Below are 25,788 nucleotides of genomic sequence, written 5' to 3' on the forward strand. Positions count from 1 at the left end.
TAGATGATGGCAAAACCTGCCGCTCGACTCAGTGATCTCAATGCCTGCCCGGTGACCGGTCACGGTACCAATGCAAGCAACAGCGGTTCACCCGACGTGAACATCAACGGCATGCCCGTGCTGCGTGTTGGCGATACCACGGCTTGCGGCGACTCGGTCACCGAAGGCATCGGCAACATCCTGATCAATGGCAAACCCATTGCCTTTCTTGGCAGCGCCACCGCGCATGGCGGTGTGATCATCACCGGCTCCGGTGACGTCTTCGTCGGCACTGCCGTCGGCTCTGCGCCATTTACCCCGATCATCACCGTGCCCAAGCACAGCGAACGTTTCCAACTGGTGGACGAAACCACCGGCGAAGCCATTCCCGACATGCTCTTTTGCATCGAAACCGGTGACGGCCAGCGCCTCGTCGGCCATACCGACAACCATGGTAACGCCGCGCGGGTATTCACCGCCGATCCCACCTCCATTGTCGTGCAATGGGGCAAGGAAGCCGCCGCTCATCTGGATGCACTGGGCATCGCTTACTAAGGAAGGTTCAACGTGGCGACACCGGAAAAGAAACAGGGCGAGACCAGCGATCAACACGCGACGACGCAGGTGAAGGGCACACTGGCGCAGGACTATGTGACAGTCGTGGGCGCCTCTTACCTCGGCTTTATCGCCAACATGCGTGGTCAGCGCGGCAACATGATGAACTTCATAAATCAGGGAATTCGTCAGATCAGAAGTTATCCGCCGTCCACGCCGAGTTACTCGATTCAAAGGGCATTTCTGATCTTCAAGGATGAGTACGACCCGAAGCTGTTGGCGGAGGTCAAAAAAATCGTGACCGAGCGTTACGGTGCCGAGTATCGCGAGTACGACTCCATTTCACAGTTGGTTGATTTCGTCGCCACGCGAAAGCGCAGGGGTCGAGAAATCAAGCAAATGGATTTCTTTTCTCATGGTGTGGTGGGGAGTATCGAATTGGGATACGAACTGGATAAGCGCGACAGTTACCGACTGCGCGATGCCCAGGCTCGCATGTTTACTCCTGATGCGTTCGCCTATGGCGCGAAGATTTACTCGTATGCCTGCCGTACCGGATTGGGTATCAACGCAAACCTGAAAGTGGCGGAAAATGAAGACCCGCACTTTGAACTCAGTCTTGCCCAAATCATGGCTGACGCGACGGGCGCAACCGTGTGGGCGTTTCCGCGGCGAAGTTTGTACGATCAGACCTATGGCACCGATGAAGATCGCGCGGCGGTGGATAAGGCGCCGGCCAAACAGGAAGCCGACAAGGCTGCGAGCCGTGCTTACCGCAAAAGTCTCAGTGATTACCAGCGTCGGCTGACGGCCCATCGCGCCGCCAGCAAAAATCCTGACGCTCAGTTGCCGAATGAGAGTCCACCTGTCCAGCCCACCAAAACGTTGAGCGAGAAAGATGCCGCGCTATTGAAACAGGCTCAAGGCAGAGAGCACTACAACGATACACTGGGTTATCCCCTGGACGCTGAAGGTGCTGTCCATGGTGTGCGATCGGGTAATACGCCGGACGGCGTTCCGAAAAAATTGTGCGAATACAAGCCAGCCAAATGACGCTAACCCTTAAAAAAACCACAGTTTGTGCGGCTGGCCTATTGGCCATCGCGGTTTTGCTGGGTCTATATCTTGTTGGCAAGGAAGACGACATGTCCTCGAAAGTAATGATGTATTACGGCATCTGGAGTCCAGACGACAATCGTTTCGACGCCACTCGCTGGTTCAGCAGCGGAATGTACAAAAGGCGCCTGATGGGCACTCCGGCCGAAGCCAGTACAGAAACCATGTTGCGCAGTAAACCTCTGCCCATTGTCGCGAACATGAATGATGACCTGGTCGCTATCGCTGGCGTGGCGCTTGAGTATGATTTTCCCGAGGTCAATACCGACTCCCTGATCAATGATCCGCCGATTCTGACAGGACGCGTCAAGTACTGGGCCAGCAAGTTCGACAAGCCGGACAAGCCGGTTGATCTCTATAACCTGTTCTTGAATTTGGGGCAGGAGCGGTTTGTCATCACCTTCAGTCGAGACGCGCAGACCGGTGAACTGATAGACAAAAACAGTGCAAGGCGGGTGTCTGCGGATCAAGAAGCCGATGCGCAATATGTTCAGATCTTCAAGGAGCTGGACGCCGCCGGCAACCCTTAACCCAGAAACGACAAATCCCGCCATCAAGGCGGGATTTGTTTTTCAAGCGGACCGCAGTCTTACGACGGGAACAGCTCGGACAGTTTCATCGACAGCATCATGTCGCCTTCAACGCGCAGCTTGCCGCCCATGAAAGCCTGCATGCCGTCGGTTTCGCCGCTGACGATACCTTTCAGGGTTTCGCTGTCCAGCACCAGTGTGCAGTTGGCGTCCGGGTTTTCACCTTCCTGGATATCGCAGGTGCCATCTTTGACGATCAGCGAGTACTGCTTGTCTTCGTCGGTGATGTTGAAACCGAAGACCAGATCCAGACCGGCAGCAGCGGCTGGGTTGAACTTGGCTTGCATTGCTTTTACGGCATCGGCTACGGAGGTCATGGTTCGATCCTTTCTTGGATAGTAGGCGCTGGTTGATTACAGCAAGGTTCACAGCTAACCGGACTCAACGAAAAGTGATGAGTTCCGGAGCCTTCAACAGCTGCAGATGTGCATGACTGTTAAAGGAGGCCAAAGCCACCTCGCGACCGCGGAACTTCAGCTGGTTGAGCGAGGTGTTGACGATTTGCCAGTTCAATTCAAAGGCCTGTCTGGCAGGCATCTGCGTAATGAGGTGGAGCAGGGCGGTGATGGTGCCGCCAGAGGTAAAGACTGCGATCTTCTGGTTTTTTTCAGCCTGTTCAAGGATTCGATGCAAGCCGGCCTGGACCCGTTCAACGAAGCCCAGCCAGCTTTCCAGCCCTGGCGTGTCGTAAGTGCCGGCCAGCCAGCGCTCGATGATCAGGGCGAAAATACGCTGGAACTCGGCACGGTTCTGTGCGGCGTTGCGCAGGATGTCGAGGGCTTCCGGTTCGTCTTCCAGCATCGCCGGGAGCAGGGCGCGGATCACCGCGTCGGCATCGAATTCATTGAATGCGGAATCAGTCTCCAGCGTCGGCACTTTCAGGCCTTTGGCGCTGAACTGCTCAAGTGCGCTGGTGGCTGTGTGCTGCTGACGACGCAAGTCGCCGGCAATGCAGCGATCGAAGCTGAGCCCCAGTTCAGCCAGGTGCTGACCGAGGATTTCTGCCTGGCGCACACCGGTCGGCGACAGGACGTCATAGTCGTCTGCACCAAAAGAGGCCTGGCCATGTCGAATCAAGTAGATGCTGCCCACGTCCGCGTCATCCCGGTACGTTGAAGGTTGTGGCGAGGTTATGAGGATGATGGGTAGCTGTCAATGAAAAAACATACGCTTGTTTGAAATGCCCGTTACAGGCGTGTTGCCAGAGGTTTCACGGCTGGCCGGCGAGCCGGCGCATGGGTATGCTGACGTCATCCCGCGTGTGTTGCACATCCGCGCATTGTTTTAAGGAGTCTCTGTGGAGTTTTTGACTGAATACGCCAGCTTCCTGGCAAAGACCGTGACCCTGGTGATCGCCATTCTAGTGGTGCTCGCCAGTTTTGCCGCGTTGCGCAGCAAGGGCCGGCGCAAATCGGCCGGTCAGTTGCAGGTCAGCAAGCTCAATGATTTTTACAAAGGCCTGCGCGAGCGTCTGGAGCAGACGCTGCTCGACAAAGACCAGCTCAAGGCTTTGCGCAAGGGGCAGGCCAAGACCGAAAAAACCGAGAAGAAACAGAAGAACAAACCCGATGCCAAAGCACGGGTATTCGTGCTGGATTTCGACGGCGACATCAAAGCCTCGGCCACCGAAAGCCTGCGCCATGAAATCACAGCACTGTTGACTCTCGCGACGCCGAAAGACGAAGTTGTCCTGCGTCTGGAAAGTGGCGGCGGCATGGTTCACAGCTATGGCCTGGCGTCCTCGCAACTGGCGCGGATCCGTGAAGCCGGTGTGCCATTGACCGTGTGCATCGACAAAGTTGCAGCCAGCGGCGGCTATATGATGGCGTGCATCGGTGAGAAGATCATCAGCGCCCCGTTCGCGATTCTCGGCTCGATCGGCGTGGTCGCGCAGCTGCCCAACGTCAACCGCCTGCTGAAAAAGCACGACATCGATTTCGAAGTGCTGACCGCCGGCGAATACAAGCGCACCCTGACCGTGTTTGGCGAAAACACCGAAAAGGGCCGGGAGAAATTCCAGGAAGACCTCGACATCACCCATCAACTGTTCAAGAACTTCGTATCGCGCTATCGCCCACAACTGGCGATCGACGAAGTGGCCACCGGTGAAGTCTGGCTCGGTATCGCGGCGCTCGACAAACAACTGGTCGACGAACTGAAAACCAGTGACGAGTACCTGGCGGAGCGCGCGAAGAAGTCCGAGGTCTACCACCTGCACTACGCCGAGCGCAAAAGCCTCCAAGAGCGCATCGGCATGGCCGCCAGCGGTTCGGTGGATCGCGTGCTGTTGAGTTGGTGGAGCCGCTTGACCCAACAACGCTTCTGGTAACGCTCGAAATCAAAAGATCGCCAGCCCTACAGATATCCCCATGTAGGAGCTGCCGAAGGCTGCGATCTTTTGATCTTAACCCCCCCCTCTAAGCGAATTTTCCTCGCCCATCGCGGAAACGTCCTGCATTTTTCTCGCCGCGCATCCTCTAGGTTAATGACTCCTGTAGCGATGCAAAGGATTGCAGAGAATGATGGAGAACGCAGAAACCCGCCGAAACAGGCATCAACAGTGGGCCCTCGAACTGGAAGCCGCGTTGCCGCACAGCGCCACCCGGTTCACCAGCAACCTGATTGAAAGCCGCTGGGGTGCCGATATCGCGCCGATGACGTCGCAACTGGCGTATCTGCAATACGATTTTCGTGGTTATCCCGCGCTTGAAGGGATTCATCAGGGACGCCTCAAGAGAACCGAAAGTCTGCTTCACGCGGCCATGAGCAATCAGCAGACGGTCGGCGCCGGGCGTTTCGGTGAAACAGTATTTGGTCTGTACACCCCGCCTCCAGTGGGGCCGCGCATCAATATCGCCGACATCGATGAATCGGCGTTTCCCGGGGGCGGGCATGCGGACTATGAGGGCATCTACCAACAAACCATTCCACAGCGTTACGAACCGCAAACGCAGCTCGCATTGCAGCCACACGCCTTCAAACGCTGGGTATGGACACTGGAACTCAAAAATCAATACAGCGCCTACGTCAAACAGGCCTGGCCGGCCGACGCCGACATTGAGACAGGCAACGATTTTCCTCTGAAAACCACAGTAAAGTTCGCCTATGTCTTGGCTGCTTACCTGCAACATCAAGAACAAACGCTGTCTGGCGATGGGCTGAAACTGGCATTGCGCGGAGCAGGGCTGGATCCGCAACAATCCTGGGAATCACTCACCCTTGAGCATTTGCAAGGGCGCTTTATCGAGCCAAAGGACATCCAGTTCAGCCGCTTGCGCATCTATCGTTATGTCGCGACCGACATCTGGTGTTTCTCTCAACAGGGCCTCGGTCGAAGGTTGCTCTATGTCCCCGGCAACTCGTCGCCCTTTCAGGAGTTCGCCGATGTTCAAGCGATGCGCCACTGGCTGACCGAGGTGGGGCGCAATTTCGACATGAGCAGCGCCCTGGCCGCGCACTTCATGGAGGATGATCGCGTTGACGGCGTTCTGCACGCCGGTGTGCTTACGGCCCTGCAAGGCATGGCGATATACCCGCGGCAACATCACCTGACCCCCTCCGCCGGTTTCTTCAACAACGATGGTTACTGGAAGCCGGCCGACTACGCCAATCTGGACAAGGTCGCTGAGGGCACTGATCCATTTGCGCAGATGGTGAGGGCGATGAAACAAGCGGCGCTCGCCAGCATTGCCACGATCCATGATGACGCCGAGGTCAATCGTCAGCAATTGAACGCAGTGGTCGAGCCGCTGGTGCAGTGGCTCAACCGATACGGGCCGTTGGCGCTATTGATTCCCGGCGGCGAAGGCTTGCTGGCATTGGCCGGTCTGATTGATGCCGGTTACGGGCTCGCCGAGACGGTCAACGCGACAAACACAACCGAACGTTCGCAGGGCATTACTCGAACCGTGTTCGGTGTATTGAACGCGCTACCGGTGCTGGCAGGGCAATTGATCGCTCACGCAGAACCCGCCATCGTAAAAAGCCTGCAAGAGGAGTCAGTTGCCGCGCGCCAGGCTGCGGAGCATTCTGCCGGGGTGGCCGAGCCCGGCGTAGCACTGTCGGTCGAAGAGCAAATTGCCTTGATGCAGGGTATCGGGCCAAGCATCGAGCGGTTCAGCAATCATGTCTTGCTGCAGATTCGCCATGTCAGTGGCGTGAGCGATGACGCTCTGCGCCTGATGCAGACTGACGGCCGAGTGCTCACGCCAATTTTGCAGGACACCATCAGCCGTTTCGCCATTGATCAGGATCTGCAAGAGGCCATCGATGCGCTCCCTGAATACTCGGCGCAGGCTCAACAACTGCAACGCACCCGAGCCGAAACCTTCCATCAGCGTCATGAAGCCCTGCAACAATCTGATAATTCCTGGGTCAGGCTGTTTCGCCAGCAATATCCGCAACTCCCCACGAGCGCGGTGGAGCAAATGCTTGACCGCTCAGGCGTGGACATCGCTGCGCCGCATACCCTCGCCGACAGCAAGCGTGTTTTCAGCCGGTTGGCTGATAAGGCGCAACAGTACGAACAACACTTTCGGGTCTGTCGAGCCTTTGAAGGGCTCTATCTGAAGTCGTCGATTAGTGCAGACAGCGATGTTCTGGTTCTGCATACCCTCGAGCGTTTGCCCGGCTGGTCGTCATCAACACGAATCGAAGTACTTGAGGGCGGCGCAGGTTCGAGGGTGATCGACAGTATTGGCATACCCTCCGCAGGCGTTAAAACGCAACTGGCCAAAACGTCCGGGATGGCGTTTGAGCAGCGCCTGCTCAATGTTCTGACAATTGAACAGCGCTCGGCGCTGGGGTTGCGCCTCGATCATGAACTGGCTGACCTTCGGGCGAAAATCCGATTGCACGCTTTAACACAACCCGAGCTGATGCTCGGACTGCGTCGGATGGATACGGGGGCTCACTTTCATTTCGCCGGGTTACGCGGCGGCGGTTTTCCCGCTACGGCCCACGACGCAGACTTTTCCAGGCAGGTGATGAGGCTCCAGGTCAAAGAAATTTACCCGGCTGTTTCCGATGCTCAAGCCGACGATTTTTTGCGTGCGCTCGGCTCGGGGGCGCAGGTTGAACTGGATAGGCTAAGACTGCAAACGGCACAGTTGCGCAACGACATCACCGAGTGGATCGAAGACATCCACACGGACATCCATGACATGGATGTCGAATTACTGCCGGACAGCGAAGGCCTCGCACGGGGCATGAGTGCTGTCGAAATCGAAGAAGAAAACGATGCCCGCCTCGAAGTCCGGATGGACAGGGAGCGCGAAATTCGTTACGAGCTGGCCGAAGAGTTGATTGCCATTTGGCAAAAACGCAGTGGGCCTGAGAGCCGAGTGTATGAGGATGGCCGGTTTATCGGTTTTCACCTGGACATGGATTTCGATCCCATGCACAGCTTGCCGCAACTCAACGTCAAGTTTCGCGACGTCATTTCGCTATCGATGCCTGATTTTCAAGTGACCCAGCGCGGCAGTATCAATGGCTTTCTCGAATGCTTCCCGAACCTGCGCTGGTTGGGCATGAGGGGCGTCGATTTACGTCTTTTCAATGAACTGGCCCAGGAGGTTGGCAAATTGCCCCCCGCCATCGGCCAGATGAGCCAATTGGAGACGCTTGATCTGAGTTCAACCGGGTTGGTTTTAACGGATGAAACCGCCGGAAAAATCGCCGGGTTGAAGCGACTGCGTATCATCGACCTCAGTAGTAACCCGTTGGGCGTTGCGCCACTGCTGATGGGTATGCCTGAACTGCGCCAGCTCAAGCTGCGCGGCGCCGGCCTCACCGTGAGCCCTGTCGGCATTTTTGACTATCCCTACCTACGGCGTCTGGATCTGCGCGATAACCGACTGACCCGCATACCCGAAGCCGTGCGGCGACAGTCGGTGGCAGAGGGGAACGTGCTGCTGTCCGGCAATCCGCTGAGTGATCCCGACAGTTTGCGCTGGGTGGTGGAGCATCGTCAGCAAAGCGGCATCAATGTGTGGATGGGGATGCCGACACACACTGTGTTTCTTCCGGGGGCCTGGACGGCTGGATTATCGGCTGAGCGTGCGGAGCTGTTCAGCGCACGCTGGGAGCGGATAGCGGTCATGCCGGGGGGAGACCGACTCTTTGGCACACTTGGAGTGCTGACCCGTACAGCGGATTACATCGTTGATTATGTACCGTTGCAAAGTCGTGTCTGGCGGGTGTTTGAGGCCATGGATGCTTCCCCCGCACTGCGCCGGTACTTGTTTCAGGATGTGCAATGGCCAGCGCTGGACGGTCAGGATCCGTTTGCCAGTTTTACTCGGCTTGAAGAAACAATAGTCACTTACATTGAGTCACCGGTGAAAAAACCTAGGCTCGATGGAGGGGAGCGATCATGAATACGCCTACTGCAATGACGCCCGAAGTGCTTTTGCGCGAATGGCGGCGACTGCAACAGCGTCAATTTTCAACGCAAAAAAAATCTGAAACCGGATCAGCTCCGGTTTCAGATTCGGGTGTTGCGGCTAACGCGGGTTAGCGACGACGGAACAGCGGCAGCGGCTCGTCGGTGGCAGCCTGGTAAGTCACCGAGAAGTCCTTGAGACCTTCAAGGGCTTCGTACGGGTCTTTATCAGGGCGCACGGCAAAGGCGTCGAAACCGCAGCGGTGCATATAGAACAGCTGGTCGCGCAGCACGTCGCCAATCGCCCGCAGTTCGCCTTTGAACCCATAACGGTCGCGCAGCAAACGGGCGTTGGAGTAATTGCGGCCGTCGGTGAATGCGGGGAAGTTCAGGGCAATCACCTGGAACTCAGCCACGTCTTCACCGATTTCTTCAGCTTCTTCGTCGGCGTCCAGCCAGACACCCAGGCCACCGTCGCGAGCCTTGAGCATGCGGCTGTGTTCACGCCACAGTTGCAACGGCACGATCAGATCGTCGCAGTTGCTGATCTCGTCGATGTTGAAATCCTTGGGCAGCAAGTGCCAGGTTTCGTCGACGACCTCGTTGTTCTTAATGATTCGCTGCATAGACGCGTTCCTTGAAGAGGTCGATGCCAATACGCTGATAGGTGTCAATGAAGCGCTCGTCTTCGGTACGTTGTTCAACGTACACGTCGATCAGCTTCGAAATCACGTCAGGCATGACTTCCTGAGCGAAGGACGGGCCGAGGATCTTGCCCAGGCTCGCGTCACGGCTGGCGCTGCCGCCGAGGGAGACCTGATAGAACTCTTCGCCTTTCTTGTCCACCCCGAGGATGCCGATGTGGCCGACGTGGTGGTGACCACAGGCGTTCATGCAACCAGAGATGTTCAGATCCAGCTCACCGATGTCGAACAGGTAATCCAGGTCGTCAAAACGGCGCTGGATCGATTCGGCGATCGGGATCGACTTGGCGTTGGCCAGCGAGCAGAAATCACCGCCAGGGCAGCAGATGATGTCGGTCAGCAGGCCGATGTTCGGCGTGGCGAAACCGCCTTCACGCAGTTCGCCCCACAGGGTGAACAACTGGCTTTGCTCGACGTCGGCGAGAATGATGTTCTGTTCGTGCGAGGTGCGCAGTTGCCCGAAGCTGTAGCGGTCGGCCAGATCGGCGACGGCGTCCAGCTGCTTGTCGGTGATGTCGCCCGGGGCAACGCCGGTCGGTTTCAGCGACAGGGTCACAGCCACATAACCCGGCTTCTTGTGCGCCAAGGTATTGCGAGTGCGCCAGCGGGCGAAACCCGGATGCTCTTTGTCGAGATCGGCCAGTTGCGCGGTCTGGTTGTCCAGCGCCTTGTAGTCCGGGTCGACGAAGTGCTTGGCCACACGCTGCAGTTCGGCTTCGGTCAGTGTGGTCTGGCCACCGCGAAGGTGTTCCATTTCCGCATCGACTTTCTGTGCGAACACTTCAGGCGTGAGCGCTTTGACAAGGATCTTGATCCGCGCCTTGTATTTGTTGTCGCGACGGCCGTAGCGGTTGTACACCCGCAAAATGGCGTCTAGGTAGCTCAACAGATCCTGCCACGGCAGGAATTCATTGATGAATGCACCCACTACCGGCGTCCGGCCGAGGCCACCGCCGACCAACACACGGAAACCCAATTCGCCAGCGGCGTTGTGCACCGGCTCAAGGCCAATGTCGTGGACTTCGATGGCGGCGCGGTCAGCGGTCGAACCGTTGACGGCGATTTTGAATTTGCGCGGCAGGTAGGCGAATTCCGGGTGGAACGTCGTCCACTGACGGACGATCTCGCACCATGGGCGCGGGTCGATCACTTCGTCGGCGGCGACACCGGCGAACTGGTCGGTGGTGACGTTGCGCAGGCAGTTGCCGCTGGTCTGGATCGCGTGCATCTGCACGGTGGCCAGTTCAGCGAGGATGTCCGGGATGTCTTCCACCGCCGGCCAGTTGAACTGCACGTTCTGCCGCGTACTGATGTGGGCGTAGCCCTTGTCGTAGTCGCGGGCAATCTTGGCCATCATGCGCATCTGACGCGAGGTCAGTTGGCCGTAAGGCACCGCCACACGCAACATCGGCGCAAAACGCTGGATGTAGAGGCCATTTTGCAGGCGCAGGGGGCGGAATTCTTCTTCGCTCAGCTCACCTGCCAGATAGCGTCGGGTCTGATCACGGAACTGCTTGACGCGGTCCTCGATGATCCGCTGATCGTACTCGTCATATACGTACATATAAGTCCTGTTCTCAGGCTTGGGCCACTCGGAAAACGCTGCGTTTTCGCTTGCTGGAGTCCGAATTGTGCCTCTGCAATTCTGCGCGCACGGCCGCGCACTCCCTAACGGAGCCGGGGCAATATACCCGTTTGCAGTTATGCGCAAAAGTGATGTTTGAGTATATGTAAAGAACCAAATGGCCTAACGAGAATGGCTGTCAACTAATCCACATTTGTCGTGCGGACAATCATCGTCTTAACTGTGGTCGAGTCTTTCTGCAATCACCGATAAAACCGACAAGAGGCGATGCAATGAGCAATCCGACCAAGGCAAGAAAAAGCGATAGCAGTGTCGATGCGTGGGCCATTCTGTTCCTGATCATTTTGGTCGTAGGGACGGCGGTATTCTGGGTCAGTCATCAGTAAACGACCCATCCGGGCCCGCTTCCGACAGATTGTCGGACAAAAAACGGGATCAGGCATCAATAGCCGGTGGTTCGATGGCTATAATGCGCGGCCATTTTTACCTGGGCCCGGATGACTCATGTTCAAGCTTTTGCACCTCAGTCTGCTGCTGTTCAGCGCGGCTTTTGCTACCGCTGCGCGAGCGGAGTCGGTGCTGTTTCTCAGTCCAGGCTCGACCGAGGAAGCGTTCTGGGTCAGCTATTCGCAATTCATGCAGGCGGCTGCGCGTGACCTTGGCATTGACCTGCAGATTGTCTATTCGCAACGTCAACCTGAACGGACCCTGGCCCAGGCTCGTGTGGCACTGCAGGGGGCGAGGCGGCCCGACTACCTGATTTTCGTCAACGAACAATATGTCGCGCCGCAGATCCTGCGTCTGGCGCAGGACAGTGGGGTCAAACTGTTCATGGTCAACGCCGCGTTGACGGTCGATCAAGAGGCATTGATCGGCAAACGCAGTGACCGGATCGGCAGCCTGGTACCCAATGACGAGCAGGGCGGCTACCTGATGATGAAGGAGCTGATTCGTTTGCATCGGCCCGTGGCTGGCAATGAGTCGATTGAAGTACTGGCCTTCTCCGGCCTGAAGATCACCCCGTCGGCGCAACTGCGTGAACACGGCATGCAGCGGGCCCTGGCCGAGCATCCACAGGTGCGTTTGCGGCAACTGGTCTACAGCGGCTGGACGCAGGAGCGCGCCTATGAACAGGCCAAGCAACTGTTTGGCCGATATCCGAATGTTTCGCTGGTGTGGTCGGCCAATGATGAAATGGCCTTCGGGGCGATGCGCGCGTTTGCCGAGACCGGCAAGGTGCCCGGCAAAGACGCCTTGTTCAGTGCGGTCAATACGTCACCGGCGGCGTTGCAGGCATTGGTTGACGGCCGCCTCAGCGCATTGGTCGGCGGGCATTTCACGCTCGGTGGTTGGGCATTGGTCGAGTTGCACGACGTCGAGCAAGGCGTGGATCTGAATCGCTACGGCGGCCGTGATCGACAGATCCCCTTGCTGCAACTGATCGACAGCGCCCACGCGCGAAAACTGCTTGCCATGGGTGAATCGCCGAACTACGGGGTGAATTTTCGCAAACTCTCGGCAAAGGATCGGCCGGCGTCCTATCGCTACCCGTTCAATCTGCAAACCCTGATGCGCTGAACGCCATCAGACACCGGCGAAATGCAGCACCAGTTTGACGATGGCAAACAGCGTCAGGGCGAACACTGCCGTGAACAAAATACCCAGCACCACGAAATGGCTGGGCTTGCCGTGGGTGAAATCCCTTGCCCGGTTCTTGCCACTTTGCACCCCGAACGCCGCTGCCATGACGCTGTGCAGCATCTGCCAGAAGGTCGGCGGTTTATTGTCGACTGGATCGTCCATAAATCCCTCGTCATCACAGTGTGAAATCCAAGCATAGACAATTAAATGCCTGCGGGTCGCTGACAAAAGTGACGGCATATATATATGTACCGCCATCGCCAACGCCGCCGGTGATTGACTGACGCCTCATTCACAAGCCGTCAGGATTTCACATGCGAGCACTCATACCGGGCCGGGAGGAGGGCCTGTACAAGCATTTCGTCAAACAGAAACTGCACAAGCGGCTGCGTCATTTCAGCCCCGAAAACATCCGGCAACTAGATCGGGCCAGAACCCCCGGAGGTCTGCCCGAAGGGGCGCTGCCCGAGTGGTTCGAAGTGCTGAGCGAGGTGCAACGGCAAATCGTGCGCGACAGTCAGCAACGCAGCCGCGAGTCCAGTCAGAATCTGGCGAAAACCCTCAAAGGGCTCAAGGGTGTCGTCGAATTTGCACAACCCTTGCTTGAAGACGCGCTGCTTGAAAAGTTTGGCATCAAGGTCGATACGGCCAACACCTGGCTTTACACCGAGCTTTACCGCAACAGGCTCATCACCGATGAAAACCTGCTGCAATTGGCGTTACGAAATTTTGCCGACGAGCAGCCCTTCGCTGAAACAGACATCATCGCGGAACAGGGGGAGAGGGCGCCCATCGTTGATGAAAACCAAGGACTTTATGGCTGGTATTACCCCAAATTCGGCCACTCCCAGTGCTACAGAATCAAGAAGCTGGCGATCAAGCCCGGCGACTTTGCGCTGTTATGCCGTGAGCTGGATATCGGCAAGCACTATCAGCAGCACTTGGCGGCAATATTTGATGCGGCCGACACCGCTGCAACGGTCAAGGCACAGACCATTGAAGCGTGGAAAGACAGCCTGAGGGCCCATGCGCACATTGCTCGCCTGAAGTCGCTGCTGAGCCCGACCGCCTATCTGGCGGTGCTCGGCGTACTTAACGAAGAGCCGGCGACGACGCTGGATGGCGAACCCGTTGTGTTCAGCCAGCTGCATGTACTGGGCTTGCCTGCGAGCGAGATGTTTGTGCTGGGGGCGAATCGACGCAAACAGAAAAAAATTGACCTGAGCTTGAGCAATCCCGGCACCAACCTGTTCAACGTGCTCGCGTACACGGACTCACGGATCATCGTCTGCATACCGGGTGACCCGGTGGCTCCGATCAAGGAATACGCGTCGCTCAAGGCATTCGAAAAGGATTTAGCGTCGCGCCTGCGGGACGACGCCTATCAGCGCGCGTTTTTACGTCTTATCCCGCATGGCGACGCTGGCAGGTTTCTTGGCAGCGTTCAGTCAGCGTTGCAGACGCTGAAATGGAATCCAGACGCACCGCACCGGGAACAAAAGCTGTTCGGGCATCTCGACGGAATTTATCAACGGGTTTATCGAGACGACCCGGTGCTGGATCTGGCGGAAAGTTTTTTTGACGAAAACTTGTTCGGCGAGTTGTACAGCCGCCACGAGGCGCGTCTTAAAGAGTCCTCCGCACAGTTGGCGGTGCCGACCGCCACGGTCGACCATGACGCCTGGTATGCGCGGTTGGCGCGCTATGCCGAATGGGGCTTGAACATATTGAACGTCGCAGCGTTTTTTATCCCGGGGCTGGGCGAAGTGATGATGGCCGTGATGGCCGTGCAGTTGACGCTGGACGTGTATCACGGCGTGGAAGCCTGGAGCGTTGGCGACCGTGATCAGGCATGGCGTTATCTCAGCGCTGTCGCAGCGAACCTGGCGTTTATGGCTGTTATCGGCGCGGCTGTCAGTAAAGCGCCGAAAATCCTCTCGGCGCCGTTGGTCGACGGCATGGTCAAGGTCAAACTGCCGTTTGGTGACGAGCAACTCTGGCGGCCGGGCCTGGCGCCGTACAAAAGCTCGGTTGTGCTGCCGTCCACGCTTGAACCCAATCGTCTTGGGCAATATGAAGTAGACGGTAGAACGTTCATTCGCGTGGACGGTGAAGTGTATGAGCAAACCTTTGACGCGACCCTCGGCCGCTGGCGCCTCAAACATCCGAGCAACCCGAATGCCTATCAGCCAGCGCTGCGCTCCAATGGCCACGGCGCCTGGCGTCACGATTTCGAACGCCCGCTGCAATGGGATCGTACGACGCTGCTCAGACGCATGGGCCACGCAACCGATGGGCTGGATACGGCAACATTGGAGAACATCGCGCGGATCAGTGGGGTCAACGACAGCATGCTGCGCAAAATGCACGTCGATCACCAATCCATGCCCTCGGTCTTGTCCGATGCCTTGCGCCTGTTTCACGAGGGCGTTCCCGCCGAAACGGCGCTAACGCCTGAAATCAAACAGCTGCAAAGCACCTTCCCGAGCCTGTCGAATGACGCTGCACAAGAGGTGTTGAATGCTGCCACCGCTCGGGAGCGCCGGTTTAACCGACGTAGCGGGCGGCTGCCGGTGAGTCTCCTGCTGAAGGCGCGCACTCGCGCCAGAGTCGGGCGAATGAACCGGGCGCTGGCCGGCATGCAACTGCCAGGCCTGGCGTCCTTCGACAGTCAGCGTCTGGCGTTGCAGGCGTTGGAGAAACAACCAGGCTGGCCGCGATCATTGCGTCTCGAAGTGCGCCAACACGACTGCACCGGCAAGGTGCTTGCGAGTATCGGCAGCGAGTCGGCCGAAGATGTCAAATACGTGGTCACTGACGGCGGTCAACATCATCAACCTGGGCAGTTCCAGGCCTTCGACAGCCAGGGCAATGCGTTAAACAGTGTGCCCCGCCAGGGCGACAACTTTTATCAATCGTTGATGCACGCCTTACCGGACAATGCGCGCATCAAGCTCGGCCTGCCAGATGTCTGGCAGAGCGCAGAGTTGCAGAAAACGCTGAGCCAATATGCTCTGGCGCATCGAGCGGAGATGCTCGAAACCTTATTCCCGAATGTTTCCAGCCGACGGTTCAAGTCGCCGTCACGTCTGGCGGACAATCGTACTGGCTACCTCTTGAGCGGCCGTGGTGCGGACGCGATGGTCAACCCCTCGTTGATCTCAAGGGTTCGCGACCTCTATCCGGACTTTTCGGATGACTCGGCGCAGATGATGATCAATCACCTGTTGCTGGGTGGAAGTACCGAGACGCAAATTGCGCATTTGCTCAACCTGCGCGCCATGGAGTACGAGACGCTTGCCATTGAACTTGATCAGTGGAGCGCCCAGGATGACGTGTCGTTGGCCCGTCAACAAACGGCGCAAATGGTCAAGGACGCCTGGCGGCTGCGGGGGCTGGTCGACGTCCCGGCCGGGATTCATCTGGAATGGGGTAACGCCGGTTTGTTGCCGGAGCTGACAGCGCATTTCCCTCACGTCAGCAGTCTGCAGTTAAGTGTCGACAGTTTGCTCAGTCAGAGCAGCGAATCGTTGATGCGGCAGTTTCCTAACGTCCGTTCACTTGAGCTTTACGTCTGGAGTCCCCTCCAGTCAGCACGGCTGGCCGAGAAACTCAAAACGCTCCCCGGCATTCGTGAATTGCTGCTGGGTGGCAATCTCGGCAACGAGTTCAGTGTGGCGGCGCAGTCGCTGGTCAATGTCATGCCGCAATTGGAGAGCCTGACGCTGCGCGGAATATCCAGCGAACTGGATGTCAGCCAATTGCCCCGGCTGCGGGCATTGAATGTGGCGGGTACCCTCGAACATTGGCCCAAAGGCATTCTGGAATTGCCCGGGCTTGAGCAAGTAAACCTTCGACAAGCCAACATAAAGGCGTTGCCTGCCGAGTTGTTTGCAGGTCACGAAAAACTGTGGCGAGGGCTGGATCTCAACTGGGCGCGGCTCGACGCTGAACAATTCGTCAAAGCTTATGAATACGTCCGAGACAATCCTGCGCATGTGTTGGACAGCGAGCAGATACTCGAACGCTACAGTCGGGATTCATTACAGATAGCGATGGATTGCGGCAGCGATCTTTCCTCCGCCGCGCTCAGGCAACTGAAGGCGCGAGGCCTGTCAGGCCGGGCACTGCTCGAGCACATTAATGCGGTGCGCCGGGATATGCAGGTATTGTCCGGGCAACTGACCGAATGGCAGGAACGCTCGCCCATCGTCAACGGCCGTGCTGTTGATCAGAACGCTCGGCGCAACACGGCCCGACTGATTCGTGAATCCTGGCAAGAGGGGTTGCGCCAACGCGTCGGCATAAGTGAGGAAGTACCTGTCAGTGCTGAACCTCAACCGGGATCTTCAAGCTCGCACACCTTGCCGGTTGTTGCGGCGGATAATGTATTCCTGCTGGACTTGTCGGGGGCGCCACTTGGTGACTTGCCTGATTTATCCGCGTTGACCGCCACGGATTTTTCCCATGTGCTGACACTCAAGTTGTCAGAAGTGGTGGCTCCGGTTGATGCCTTGAATCAATTTCTGCCGCACTTCAGCGAGGTTCGCACGCTGGATCTGAGCCGCAATCAGCTGTTCGATTTGCCCTCGACACTCAAGCAACTGGCAAAGCTGAAAGACCTGGGGCTGCAGCACAATTATCTGACCATCACGCCCTCGTTGCAGGGGCGTTTGAACGGACTGTCAGGGCTGGAAACCCTCGATTTGCGCTACAACCGTGTCGAGTCGCTGAACGTTACGATTTTACGAGCGCTGAAGCGCTTGCGCCTGGGCCACACCGCGCTTGCCGCTTGGCCCGAGGGCGTGCTTGAGTTGCCTGCGCTGACCCGGCTGGAGCTGAACAACAGCGCAGTCGTGAATGTACCCGAGGCCGTGTTCAGCGGGCACGACCAGCTCCAGGTCGATCTGGGAGGATGTCGACTGACGACCAAGGCCCGACACGATCTGCTGGCCAACAGTCATGAATTTGCGCCAATGGGCATTTCCAGAACTGACTTGCGTGAGGGTTTCACCCTGGGCGGCCCCGCCTATTTTCCGCCATTGGTCAGCCAGTTTCCGGAGCTGTTGTTGCCGCTGAGAGTGGAGTCTGCAGAGCAGTTGGCGAGAATGACGGCCAAGGCACGCCTGCAAAGGCTTGACCCGGATCTGCGCGACTCCGAGGCGTTGCAGGCGGTTGATGATCTGACACTGAGTCACGGAGCTGGAGCGTTGTTCGCCCGGATGGATGATTGGGACCAGCAGTTTCAGGCGTTGACCGAATCCCTGAATCAATGGATCACTCAGCCGCCGTTTCAGTTGAGGGAAATGAGTCTGCCGCTCTGGGTCAGCGCTGTGGAGCGGCGTAAAGCCGCCGATCAGATACTGGCGTGCTGGCGTCAGAATCTGCGGGGAGTACCTGCGGCGGAACGTGGCAGCGCCGTTTTCACCCTTGATCTGTCCGAGAATCCCTTAGGCGATTTGCCGACGCTGGCAGGGGATTTCTCTCATGTCGGCACGTTGAAACTGAACAAGGTTTTTATTAGCGAGCAGGGCCTGGACGGTTTTCTCGGGGCATTCCAAGGCATCCATACACTGGAGCTGAACGGCAATCTTCTGGCGAACCTGCCCGCGCCTGTTTATGCGATCCATGATCTCAAGCGCCTGTCGGCGTCGGTAAACCAATTGAGATCGACGCCGCAACTGACAACGCAACTTGCGACGTTGACTCAGTTGCAGTCGCTGAACCTGTCGCACAACTGGCTGGAATCGCTGGACGTCAGGCCACTCACCCAGCTTGAGGCACTCAATCTGCAAACCAATCGACTGGTAGCGTGGCCCGAAGGAGTGCTCGAACTGCCTTCGCTCACAACGCTGAATCTGCGAGACAACATGCTCGAAGCCGTGCCCCCGGCCTTGATGACTGAGCGCTACCGCCGATTGCGTGAAGGCGTGAATTTGTCGAGCAATGACAGCCTGAACGGGCAGAGCCTGATAATGCTGCGCAACGAGATTAATCCCGGTGAGACAATCATGGGCTGGTCTGCCGAGGAGCTCGACGAGGTACTGGACAGCGAGGACACTGAAAGCATTTTCGGCAGTGATACCTCGCCGCTCAGTGATGAAGAGGTGGATGTCGACCATGTCACCGGTGACGAGGCCCGCCGCCGCTGGATCGATCCAGCGTCAAATGACGCCCAAGAACTAACGCGAATCTGGGGCGATTTCGAGCAGCAGCCTGACAGTGCGGCGTTCTTCAATCTGCTCGACCGCATGGAGGGCACCAAGGACTTTTCGCTTGGGCGCACTGACCTCACTCGTCGTGTACATCGGGTGTTGAAAGCCGCTGACAGCGATGAAAGCTTGAGGCGCACGGTGTTTGCGATGGCGCAATCGGCGCAGACCTGTGGTGACGGGCGCATCCTGTTATTCAGCGACATTGAGGTGAAGGTCTTCGAGTTCGAAACCGTCAAATCCACGCCCCTGAATCAGCAGGACAGTGTGCTGTTCAAACTGGGCAGAAAGCTGTTTCGCCTCGGTCGAATTGAAAAAATCGCCAATCGCGACGTGTTGCAACGCCAGGCGCTAGGCGGCAGACCGGATCCAGCGGAAGTCCGGCTGGCTTATCGGATTGGTCTGGGTGACAGGCTGGAACTGCCAGGGCAGCCGAAAGACATGCTCTACAGTGGCAACGTCAGCGCCGGCACACTGGACACCGCTTACGCCGAAGTGATTGCGGCCGAGCAGTCGGCTGACTTCGTGGAGGATCTGGTCACGCGCGATTACTGGATCGCCCAATTGAAGCGCAAATACCCACGGCGATTCGCTGCTTTAAAAGACAAACAGGCGCAAATTCAGGGCGAGCTGGAAGATCGTTATACAGAGATAACCGAGGCGTACCTGACGGAAGTCGGGGCGCTGGAGGTAGAGTTCAAAACCCAGGAAACCGGGTTGTTGCTTGAGCTGACGACCACTGAACGGCAACAGTTCAGCGTGTAAGAGAGACGCATGAAACCTCGGTAGCCAGACGGTCTACCGAGGTTTTTTTCAAGCTGCGTTGATCAGTTGTCGTAGCCCAGATTCGGCGCCAGCCAACGCTCGGTCACGCTCAGCTCCTGGCCTTTGCGCGAGGTGTAGCTGGCGATCTGATCCTTATCGACTTTGCCCACTGCAAAGTACTGCGCCTGTGGATGCGCGAAGTACCAGCCACTGACCGCTGCCGCCGGGAACATTGCATAGTGCTCGGTGAGGAACACACCGCTGCGACCGGCACGCATTTCTTCGGCTTCCGGGTCGAGCAAGGCAAACAGCGCGGCCTTCTCAGTGTGATCCGGGCAGGCCGGATAACCCGGGGCAGGGCGGATACCGCTGTATTGCTCTTTGATCAGCGCTTCGTTGTCGAGGGTTTCGTCCTTGGCATAACCCCAGTGCTCTTTACGCACTTGCTGGTGCAGCCATTCGGCGCAGGCTTCGGCCAAACGGTCGGCCAGCGCTTTGACCATGATCGAGTTGTAGTCGTCGCCAGCGTCTTGGTAAGCCTTGGCGACTTCTTCGGCGCCAATGCCGGCGGTGGTGATGAAACCACCGACGTAGTCAGTCACTTCGCTGTCTTTCGGTGCAACGAAGTCGGCCAGCGAGAAGTTTGGTTTGCCGTCGGTCTTGATGATCTGCTGGCGCAAGTGATGCAGCTTGGCCAATGGCTCACCGTCATCGCCGTACAGTTCGATGTCGTCGTCATGCACCTGATTGGCCGGCCAGAAACCGAACACCGCGCGGGCGCTGATCAGCTTCTCGTCGATCAGCTTGGCGAGCATTTCCTGTGCATCCTTGTACAGCGAAGTCGCGGCTTCACCGACCACTTCGTCTTCGAGGATGCGCGGGAATTTGCCGGCCAGATCCCAGGAGATGAAGAACGGCGTCCAGTCGATGTATTCAGCGAGGACTTTCAGGTCAATGTTGTCCAGAACCTTGCTGCCGGTGAAGGTTGGTTTGACGGGCTGATAAGTCGCCCAATCAAACTGCGGCTTCTTGGCGATCGCAGCGGCGTAGCTTAGGCGTTCGGTGCGGGCACTGCGGTTGGCGGTACGTTCGCGCACTTCAACGTATTCGGCGCGGGTTCTTTCGACGAAACCGGCCTTCAATTCTTTCGACAGCAACTGCGTCGCCACACCCACCGCGCGGGAAGCGTCGGTCACGTAAACCACGGCATCGTTGCTGTACTTCGGCTCGATCTTCACCGCGGTGTGCGCTTTGGACGTGGTCGCGCCACCGATCATCAGCGGCAGGTGGAAGTCCTGACGCTGCATCTCACGCGCGACGTGGACCATTTCATCCAGCGAAGGAGTGATCAGACCGGACAGGCCGATGATGTCGCACTTCTGTTCTTTGGCCACTTGCAGAATCTTCTCGGCCGGCACCATCACGCCGAGGTCAACGATGTCGTAGCCGTTGCAGCCGAGCACCACGCCAACAATGTTCTTGCCGATGTCGTGCACGTCACCCTTCACGGTGGCCATGAGGATCTTGCCCTTGGCTTCCGGCTTGTCGCCTTTTTCCAGTTCGATGAACGGAATCAAGTGCGCTACGGCCTGCTTCATCACACGGGCGGATTTCACCACTTGCGGGAGGAACATTTTGCCGGCGCCGAACAGGTCGCCGACGATGTTCATGCCGGACATCAGCGGGCCTTCGATCACTTCGATCGGGCGGGCGAACGACTGGCGCGATTCTTCGGTGTCTTCAACGATGTGCGTGGTGATGCCTTTGACCAGCGCATGCTCCAGACGCTTGTTGACCTCCCAACTGCGCCACTCTTCGGTCTCGGCTTCTTTGACGCTACCGTCCCCCTTGTATTTGTCGGCGATGGCGAGGAGGGCGTCAGTGCCGTTTGGCGTGCGGTTGAGCACCACGTCTTCAACGGCGTCGCGCAACTCTTGCGGGATCTGGTCGTAGATCTCCAGCTGACCGGCGTTGACGATGCCCATGGTCAGGCCAGCGCGGATTGCGTAGAGCAGGAACACCGAGTGGATCGCCTCGCGCACCGGGTTGTTGCCCCGGAACGAGAACGACACGTTGGACACGCCGCCCGAGGTCAGCGCGTACGGCAGCTCGTCGCGGATGTAGGCACAAGCATTGATGAAGTCCACAGCGTAGTTGTTGTGTTCTTCGATACCGGTGGCGACGGCGAAGATGTTCGGGTCGAAAATGATGTCTTCCGGCGGGAAGCCGACTTCGTTGACCAGAATGTCGTAAGAGCGTTTGCAGATCTCTTTTTTGCGCGCTTCGGTGTCGGCCTGGCCAGCTTCGTCGAACGCCATCACCACAACGGCGGCGCCATAGCGCTTGCACAGTTTGGCGTGGTGGATGAACTGCTCGACGCCTTCTTTCATGCTGATCGAGTTGACGATGCCCTTGCCCTGAATGCACTTCAGCCCGGCTTCGATCACTTCCCATTTCGATGAGTCGATCATGATCGGTACGCGCGAGATGTCCGGTTCGCCGGCGATCAGATTGAGGAAGGTCACCATGGCCTTCTTCGAATCGAGCATCCCTTCGTCCATGTTGATGTCGATCACCTGCGCGCCGGCCTCGACCTGTTGCAGGGCGACTTCCAGCGCTTCGGTGTAGTTGTCTTCACGGATCAGCCGGGCGAATTTCGCCGAACCGGTGATGTTGGTGCGCTCGCCGACGTTGACGAACAGCGAACTGCGATCGATGGTGAACGGCTCCAGACCCGAGAGGCGGCAAGCCTTGGGGATGTCCGGAATCTGCCGCGGCGCGTAACCGGCGACAGCTTTGGCGATGGCTTCGATGTGCCCCGGCGTAGTGCCGCAGCAGCCGCCGACAATATTGAGGAAACCGCTCTGGGCGAATTCTTCGATGACCTTGGCGGTTTCCGACGGCAGTTCGTCGTACTCGCCGAATTCGTTCGGCAGGCCGGCGTTCGGGTGCGCGGACACATGGGTGCTGGCCTTGTTCGACAGCTCTTCCAGGTACGGACGCAATTCACTGGCGCCGAGTGCGCAGTTGAGGCCGACGGAAATCGGCTTGGCGTGGGCCACGGAGTTCCAGAACGCTTCAGTGGTCTGGCCCGACAGGGTGCGGCCAGACGCATCGGTGATGGTCCCGGAAATCATGATCGGCAGTTCGAGGTGCAGCTCTTCGAACACGCCTTGCACGGCGAAGATCGCCGCTTTGGCGTTGAGGGTGTCGAAGATGGTTTCGATCAGGATCAGGTCGGCGCCGCCCTCGATCAGGCCTTTGGTGGCTTCGGTGTAGTTTTCCACCAGCTCATCAAAGGTGACGTTGCGGTAGCCCGGGTTGTTAACGTCTGGTGACAACGAGCAGGTGCGGCTGGTCGGGCCGAGTACGCCGGCAACGAAGCGCGGCTTGTCCGGGTTCTCGGCGGTCTTGGCATCGGCGACCTTGCGCGCCAGGCGAGCGCCTTCTACGTTTAACTCGTACGCCAGTTCTTCCATGCCGTAGTCGGCCATGGAAATGCGCGTGGCGTTGAAGGTGTTGGTTTCGAGGATGTCGGCGCCGGCATCCAGATAGGCTTTCTCGATGCCGCCGATCACGTCGGGACGGGTGATGACCAACAGGTCGTTGTTGCCCTTGACGTCACTCGGCCAGTCAGCGAAGCGTTTGCCGCGATAATCCTGCTCTTCGAGCTTGTAGCTCTGGATCATCGTGCCCATACCGCCGTCGAGTATCAGGATGCGCTCTTTGAGAGCCTGCTTGAGAGCTTGAAGACGGACGCTGCGATCGGACATTTGGACTACTCGGAAAGACCATTACGAAGGAGCGGGATCATAACAAACCTGTGCGGTTTTGGAGCATGCGGCGCTTTTGCATGAATATCGCTCATGTTGGTGCGGACGTCATAATGTAGAATCGCGGCGTTTTTTTATAAAATCGGGATCAGCAGCATGTCTTACCGCGTCATGGGTTTTGTGTTGCTGTTTCTCAGCTGGGGCGCCGTGGCGCAAGAGCCAGCGGCTGCACCGGCCATTTCTCCTTCGATTTCCCCTTCTATTTCCTACACCCGCGATATCCAGCCAATCTTCACCGAGAAGTGCGTGGCCTGCCATGCCTGCTACGACTCCGCCTGCCAGCTCAATCTCGGCAGTGGCGAGGGCGCAGCTCGTGGTGCGAGCAAAATGCCGGTGTATGACGGCGAGCGCACTGTCGCGGCGCCGACCACTCGCTTGTTTTACGACGCCTTCGGCAAGCGCGCCTGGCAGCAAAAGGACTTCTATTCGGTACTCGACGCCCAAGGCAGCCAAGCAGCGTTGATGGCGCGGATGCTGGAACTGGGGCACACGACGCCGCTGACGCCTAACGCGAAACTTCCCGAAGACATCGTCTTGGGTCTGAATCGGGCAAACCAGTGCGCTATGCCCGCCGAATTCGAAGGTTACGCCGGGGCGCACCCGAAAGAGGGCATGCCGCTGGCAGTCACTGGCCTGACCGATCAGCAATACCAGACCTTGCAACGCTGGCTCGCCTCCGGTGCACCGATCGACGAACAAGGCCTGGCGCCGAGCGCTAAAGAATCCCTGCAAATCGTCCAGTGGGAAAATCTGCTCAACAGCCCCGGTGCCCGCGAAAGCCTGGTCGGCCGTTGGTTGTACGAGCATCTGTTCCTCGCGCACCTTTATTTCAAGGACGGCGAGCCTGGGCATTTCTTCCAGTGGGTGCGCTCGCGCACACCGACTGGCCAGCCGATCGACCTGATCGCCACCCGTCGCCCGAACGACGATCCCGGCACGCAGGTGTATTACCGCTTGTGGCCGGTGCAAGGGGTGATCGTGCACAAGACCCACATCACCTATCCGCTGAGCGCGGCGAAGATGGCGCGGGTCAAGAGTCTGTTCTACAGCGGCAACTGGCAGGTCAATGCCTTGCCGGGCTACGGCCCGCAGAGCCGCGCCAACCCGTTCGCCACGTTTGAGGCGATTCCGGCGCAGGCGCGTTATCAGTTCATGCTCGATAACGCCGAATACTTTGTCCGCACGTTTATTCGCGGGCCGGTGTGCCGCGGGCAGATCGCCACCGACGTGATCCGCGACAACTTCTGGGCGCTGTTCCAGGCGCCGGAACACGACCTGTACATCACCGACCCGAACTATCGCGGCCAGGCCACGCCATTGCTGGCGATGCCGGGGCAGAACGACGATGTCGGCAGCGTCCTGAGCCTGTGGCACAACTATCGCGACAAACGTAATGAATACGAGGCGTTGCGCCGCGACAGTTATGCCGAAGTCCCTGCGCCAAGTTGGTCGACGCTGTGGGCCGGCAACGACAACGCGCTGCTGAGCATTTTCCGCCACTTCGACAGTGCTTCGGTGACCAAGGGCTTGATCGGGGAAGTGCCGCAGACGATGTGGTTGTTCGACTACCCGCTGCTTGAACGCACCTATTACCAGTTGGCGGTCAATTTCGACGTGTTCGGCAACGTCTCCCACCAGGCGCAGACTCGCCTGTATTTCGACCTGATTCGCAACGGCGCCGAGCAGAATTTCCTGCGCCTGATGCCGGCCGATTCACGCGAAGACTATCTGGACGATTGGTACCAGAACAGCGGCCAGTTCAAGATGTGGCTCGATTACGAAGCCATTGATGACGACAAGCCGACCGCGCTGAAACTCAACGAGAAAGACCCGAAATACGACTTCGCCATGCAGTTGCTGGCGCGTTACGGCGACTTGAATGCGCGCCCCGACCCGATCAATCGCTGCGACGGCGCTTATTGCTCGCGGCCGAACATCGAGCCAGCGCTGCAAAATGCCGAACAGGCGCTGAGCCGCCTGACTTCACGCCCGGCGGCTGGTTTAAAGGTGATTGATCAGTTGCCGGAAGCGACGATGCTGCGCGTGGAGACCGCTAGCGGCAAACGCGAGGTGTACAGCCTGTTGCGCAACCGCGCGCACAGCAACGTGGCGTTCTTGCTCGGTGAGTCGCTGCGCTATCAGCCCGGATTGGACACGCTGACTGTTTATCCGGGGGTGCTCAGCAGCTACCCGAATTTCATCTTCAACGTTCCGGCGCAGCAGGTGCCGGACTTCGTCGACGCGATGGAGAATGCCAAGGACGCCAACCGGTTCGAGAAAATCGTCGAACGTTGGGGCATCCGCCGCAGTCACCCGCAGTTCTGGTTCTATTTCCACGACCTGAGCCAATACCTGCACGAAACCGACCCGGTGGAAGAGGGCGTGCTGGACATGAACCGCTACGAGAATCTTTGATCTTTTGCGGC

Annotated in this window: 15 protein-coding genes; 9 read left to right on the forward strand and 6 right to left on the reverse strand. The window is 58.1% G+C overall.

Annotation, left to right across the window (positions count from 1 at the left end; genetic code table 11):
• Positions 1–6 precede the first annotated feature (6 nt).
• The 3 genes from ACQ4MY_RS11910 (at position 7) to ACQ4MY_RS11920 (ending at position 2,180) form a co-directional block, all read left to right on the forward strand.
• Positions 7–534, forward strand: a complete 528-nt coding sequence (locus ACQ4MY_RS11910; RefSeq protein ID WP_158830043.1) for a PAAR domain-containing protein — start codon at positions 7–9, stop codon at positions 532–534.
• A 12-nt stretch (positions 535–546) separates the two neighbouring features.
• Complete coding sequence (locus tag ACQ4MY_RS11915; protein ID WP_008080459.1) at positions 547–1,587, forward strand: hypothetical protein; 1,041 nt, start codon at positions 547–549, stop codon at positions 1,585–1,587.
• 92 nt (positions 1,588–1,679) lie between these two features.
• Positions 1,680–2,180: a hypothetical protein gene (locus ACQ4MY_RS11920; RefSeq protein WP_008080460.1), complete on the forward strand. Its 501-nt coding sequence runs from the start codon at positions 1,680–1,682 to the stop codon at positions 2,178–2,180.
• Positions 2,181–2,239: 59 nt separating this feature from the next.
• On the opposite strand, the gene ACQ4MY_RS11925 is transcribed toward ACQ4MY_RS11920, so the two are convergent.
• A complete protein-coding gene (locus tag ACQ4MY_RS11925; protein WP_007912567.1) occupies positions 2,240–2,557 on the reverse strand; it encodes an SCP2 sterol-binding domain-containing protein in 318 nt (105 codons plus the stop codon).
• 64 nt (positions 2,558–2,621) lie between these two features.
• Positions 2,622–3,332 (reverse strand): histidine phosphatase family protein, encoded by a 711-nt coding sequence (locus ACQ4MY_RS11930; protein ID WP_008080461.1) that lies wholly within the window; start codon positions 3,330–3,332, stop codon positions 2,622–2,624.
• 205 nt (positions 3,333–3,537) lie between these two features.
• Between ACQ4MY_RS11930 and sohB the strand changes: the two genes are divergently transcribed.
• The 3 genes from sohB to ACQ4MY_RS11945 all read left to right on the forward strand — a co-directional run bounded on the left by sohB (position 3,538) and on the right by ACQ4MY_RS11945 (position 8,757).
• Positions 3,538–4,569 carry a protease SohB gene (gene sohB, locus ACQ4MY_RS11935; RefSeq protein ID WP_440095244.1) on the forward strand — a complete coding sequence of 344 codons (1,032 nt, stop codon included), beginning with the start codon at positions 3,538–3,540 and terminating at the stop codon, positions 4,567–4,569.
• 190 nt (positions 4,570–4,759) lie between these two features.
• Positions 4,760–8,617 carry a dermonecrotic toxin domain-containing protein gene (locus ACQ4MY_RS11940; protein ID WP_440095246.1) on the forward strand — a complete coding sequence of 1,286 codons (3,858 nt, stop codon included), beginning with the start codon at positions 4,760–4,762 and terminating at the stop codon, positions 8,615–8,617.
• Complete coding sequence (locus tag ACQ4MY_RS11945; protein WP_440095247.1) at positions 8,614–8,757, forward strand: hypothetical protein; 144 nt, start codon at positions 8,614–8,616, stop codon at positions 8,755–8,757. Before ACQ4MY_RS11940 ends, ACQ4MY_RS11945 begins: the two co-directional genes overlap by 4 nt.
• Here the strand turns inward: ACQ4MY_RS11945 and ACQ4MY_RS11950 are convergent.
• Both ACQ4MY_RS11950 and ACQ4MY_RS11955 read right to left on the reverse strand, forming a co-directional pair.
• Positions 8,754–9,248 (reverse strand): DUF934 domain-containing protein, encoded by a 495-nt coding sequence (locus tag ACQ4MY_RS11950; protein WP_008080464.1) that lies wholly within the window; start codon positions 9,246–9,248, stop codon positions 8,754–8,756. The genes ACQ4MY_RS11945 and ACQ4MY_RS11950 overlap by 4 nt on opposite strands.
• The gene (locus ACQ4MY_RS11955; protein WP_158830036.1) at positions 9,232–10,890 is read right to left on the reverse strand and encodes a nitrite/sulfite reductase; all 1,659 of its coding nucleotides are present in this window, start codon (positions 10,888–10,890) and stop codon (positions 9,232–9,234) included. Before ACQ4MY_RS11955 ends, ACQ4MY_RS11950 begins: the two co-directional genes overlap by 17 nt.
• A gap of 525 nt (positions 10,891–11,415) precedes the next feature.
• On the opposite strand from ACQ4MY_RS11955, the gene ACQ4MY_RS11960 reads away from it, so the two are divergent.
• Positions 11,416–12,489 (forward strand): ABC transporter substrate-binding protein, encoded by a 1,074-nt coding sequence (locus ACQ4MY_RS11960; RefSeq protein WP_440095248.1) that lies wholly within the window; start codon positions 11,416–11,418, stop codon positions 12,487–12,489.
• A gap of 6 nt (positions 12,490–12,495) precedes the next feature.
• Here the strand turns inward: ACQ4MY_RS11960 and ACQ4MY_RS11965 are convergent, their stop codons facing one another.
• Positions 12,496–12,714 carry a DUF2970 domain-containing protein gene (locus ACQ4MY_RS11965; RefSeq protein WP_008080467.1) on the reverse strand — a complete coding sequence of 73 codons (219 nt, stop codon included), beginning with the start codon at positions 12,712–12,714 and terminating at the stop codon, positions 12,496–12,498.
• A gap of 152 nt (positions 12,715–12,866) precedes the next feature.
• Here ACQ4MY_RS11965 and ACQ4MY_RS11970 point away from each other — a divergent pair, with 152 nt between their 5' ends.
• Positions 12,867–19,529 carry an NEL-type E3 ubiquitin ligase domain-containing protein gene (locus ACQ4MY_RS11970; RefSeq protein ID WP_440095249.1) on the forward strand — a complete coding sequence of 2,221 codons (6,663 nt, stop codon included), beginning with the start codon at positions 12,867–12,869 and terminating at the stop codon, positions 19,527–19,529.
• Between the two features lie 62 nt (positions 19,530–19,591).
• Here the strand turns inward: ACQ4MY_RS11970 and metH are convergent, their stop codons facing one another.
• The gene (gene metH, locus ACQ4MY_RS11975) at positions 19,592–23,302 is read right to left on the reverse strand and encodes a methionine synthase (RefSeq protein ID WP_440095251.1); all 3,711 of its coding nucleotides are present in this window, start codon (positions 23,300–23,302) and stop codon (positions 19,592–19,594) included.
• A 156-nt stretch (positions 23,303–23,458) separates the two neighbouring features.
• Between metH and ACQ4MY_RS11980 the strand changes: the two genes are divergently transcribed.
• Positions 23,459–25,777, forward strand: coding sequence for a fatty acid cis/trans isomerase (locus tag ACQ4MY_RS11980; RefSeq protein ID WP_008080470.1), 2,319 nt, complete (start codon positions 23,459–23,461; stop codon positions 25,775–25,777).
• Positions 25,778–25,788: the final 11 nt, after the last annotated feature.

The organism is Pseudomonas sp. SM4 (assembly GCF_051913165.1).
In the GTDB taxonomy this organism is placed as follows: Bacteria; Pseudomonadota; Gammaproteobacteria; order Pseudomonadales; family Pseudomonadaceae; genus Aquipseudomonas.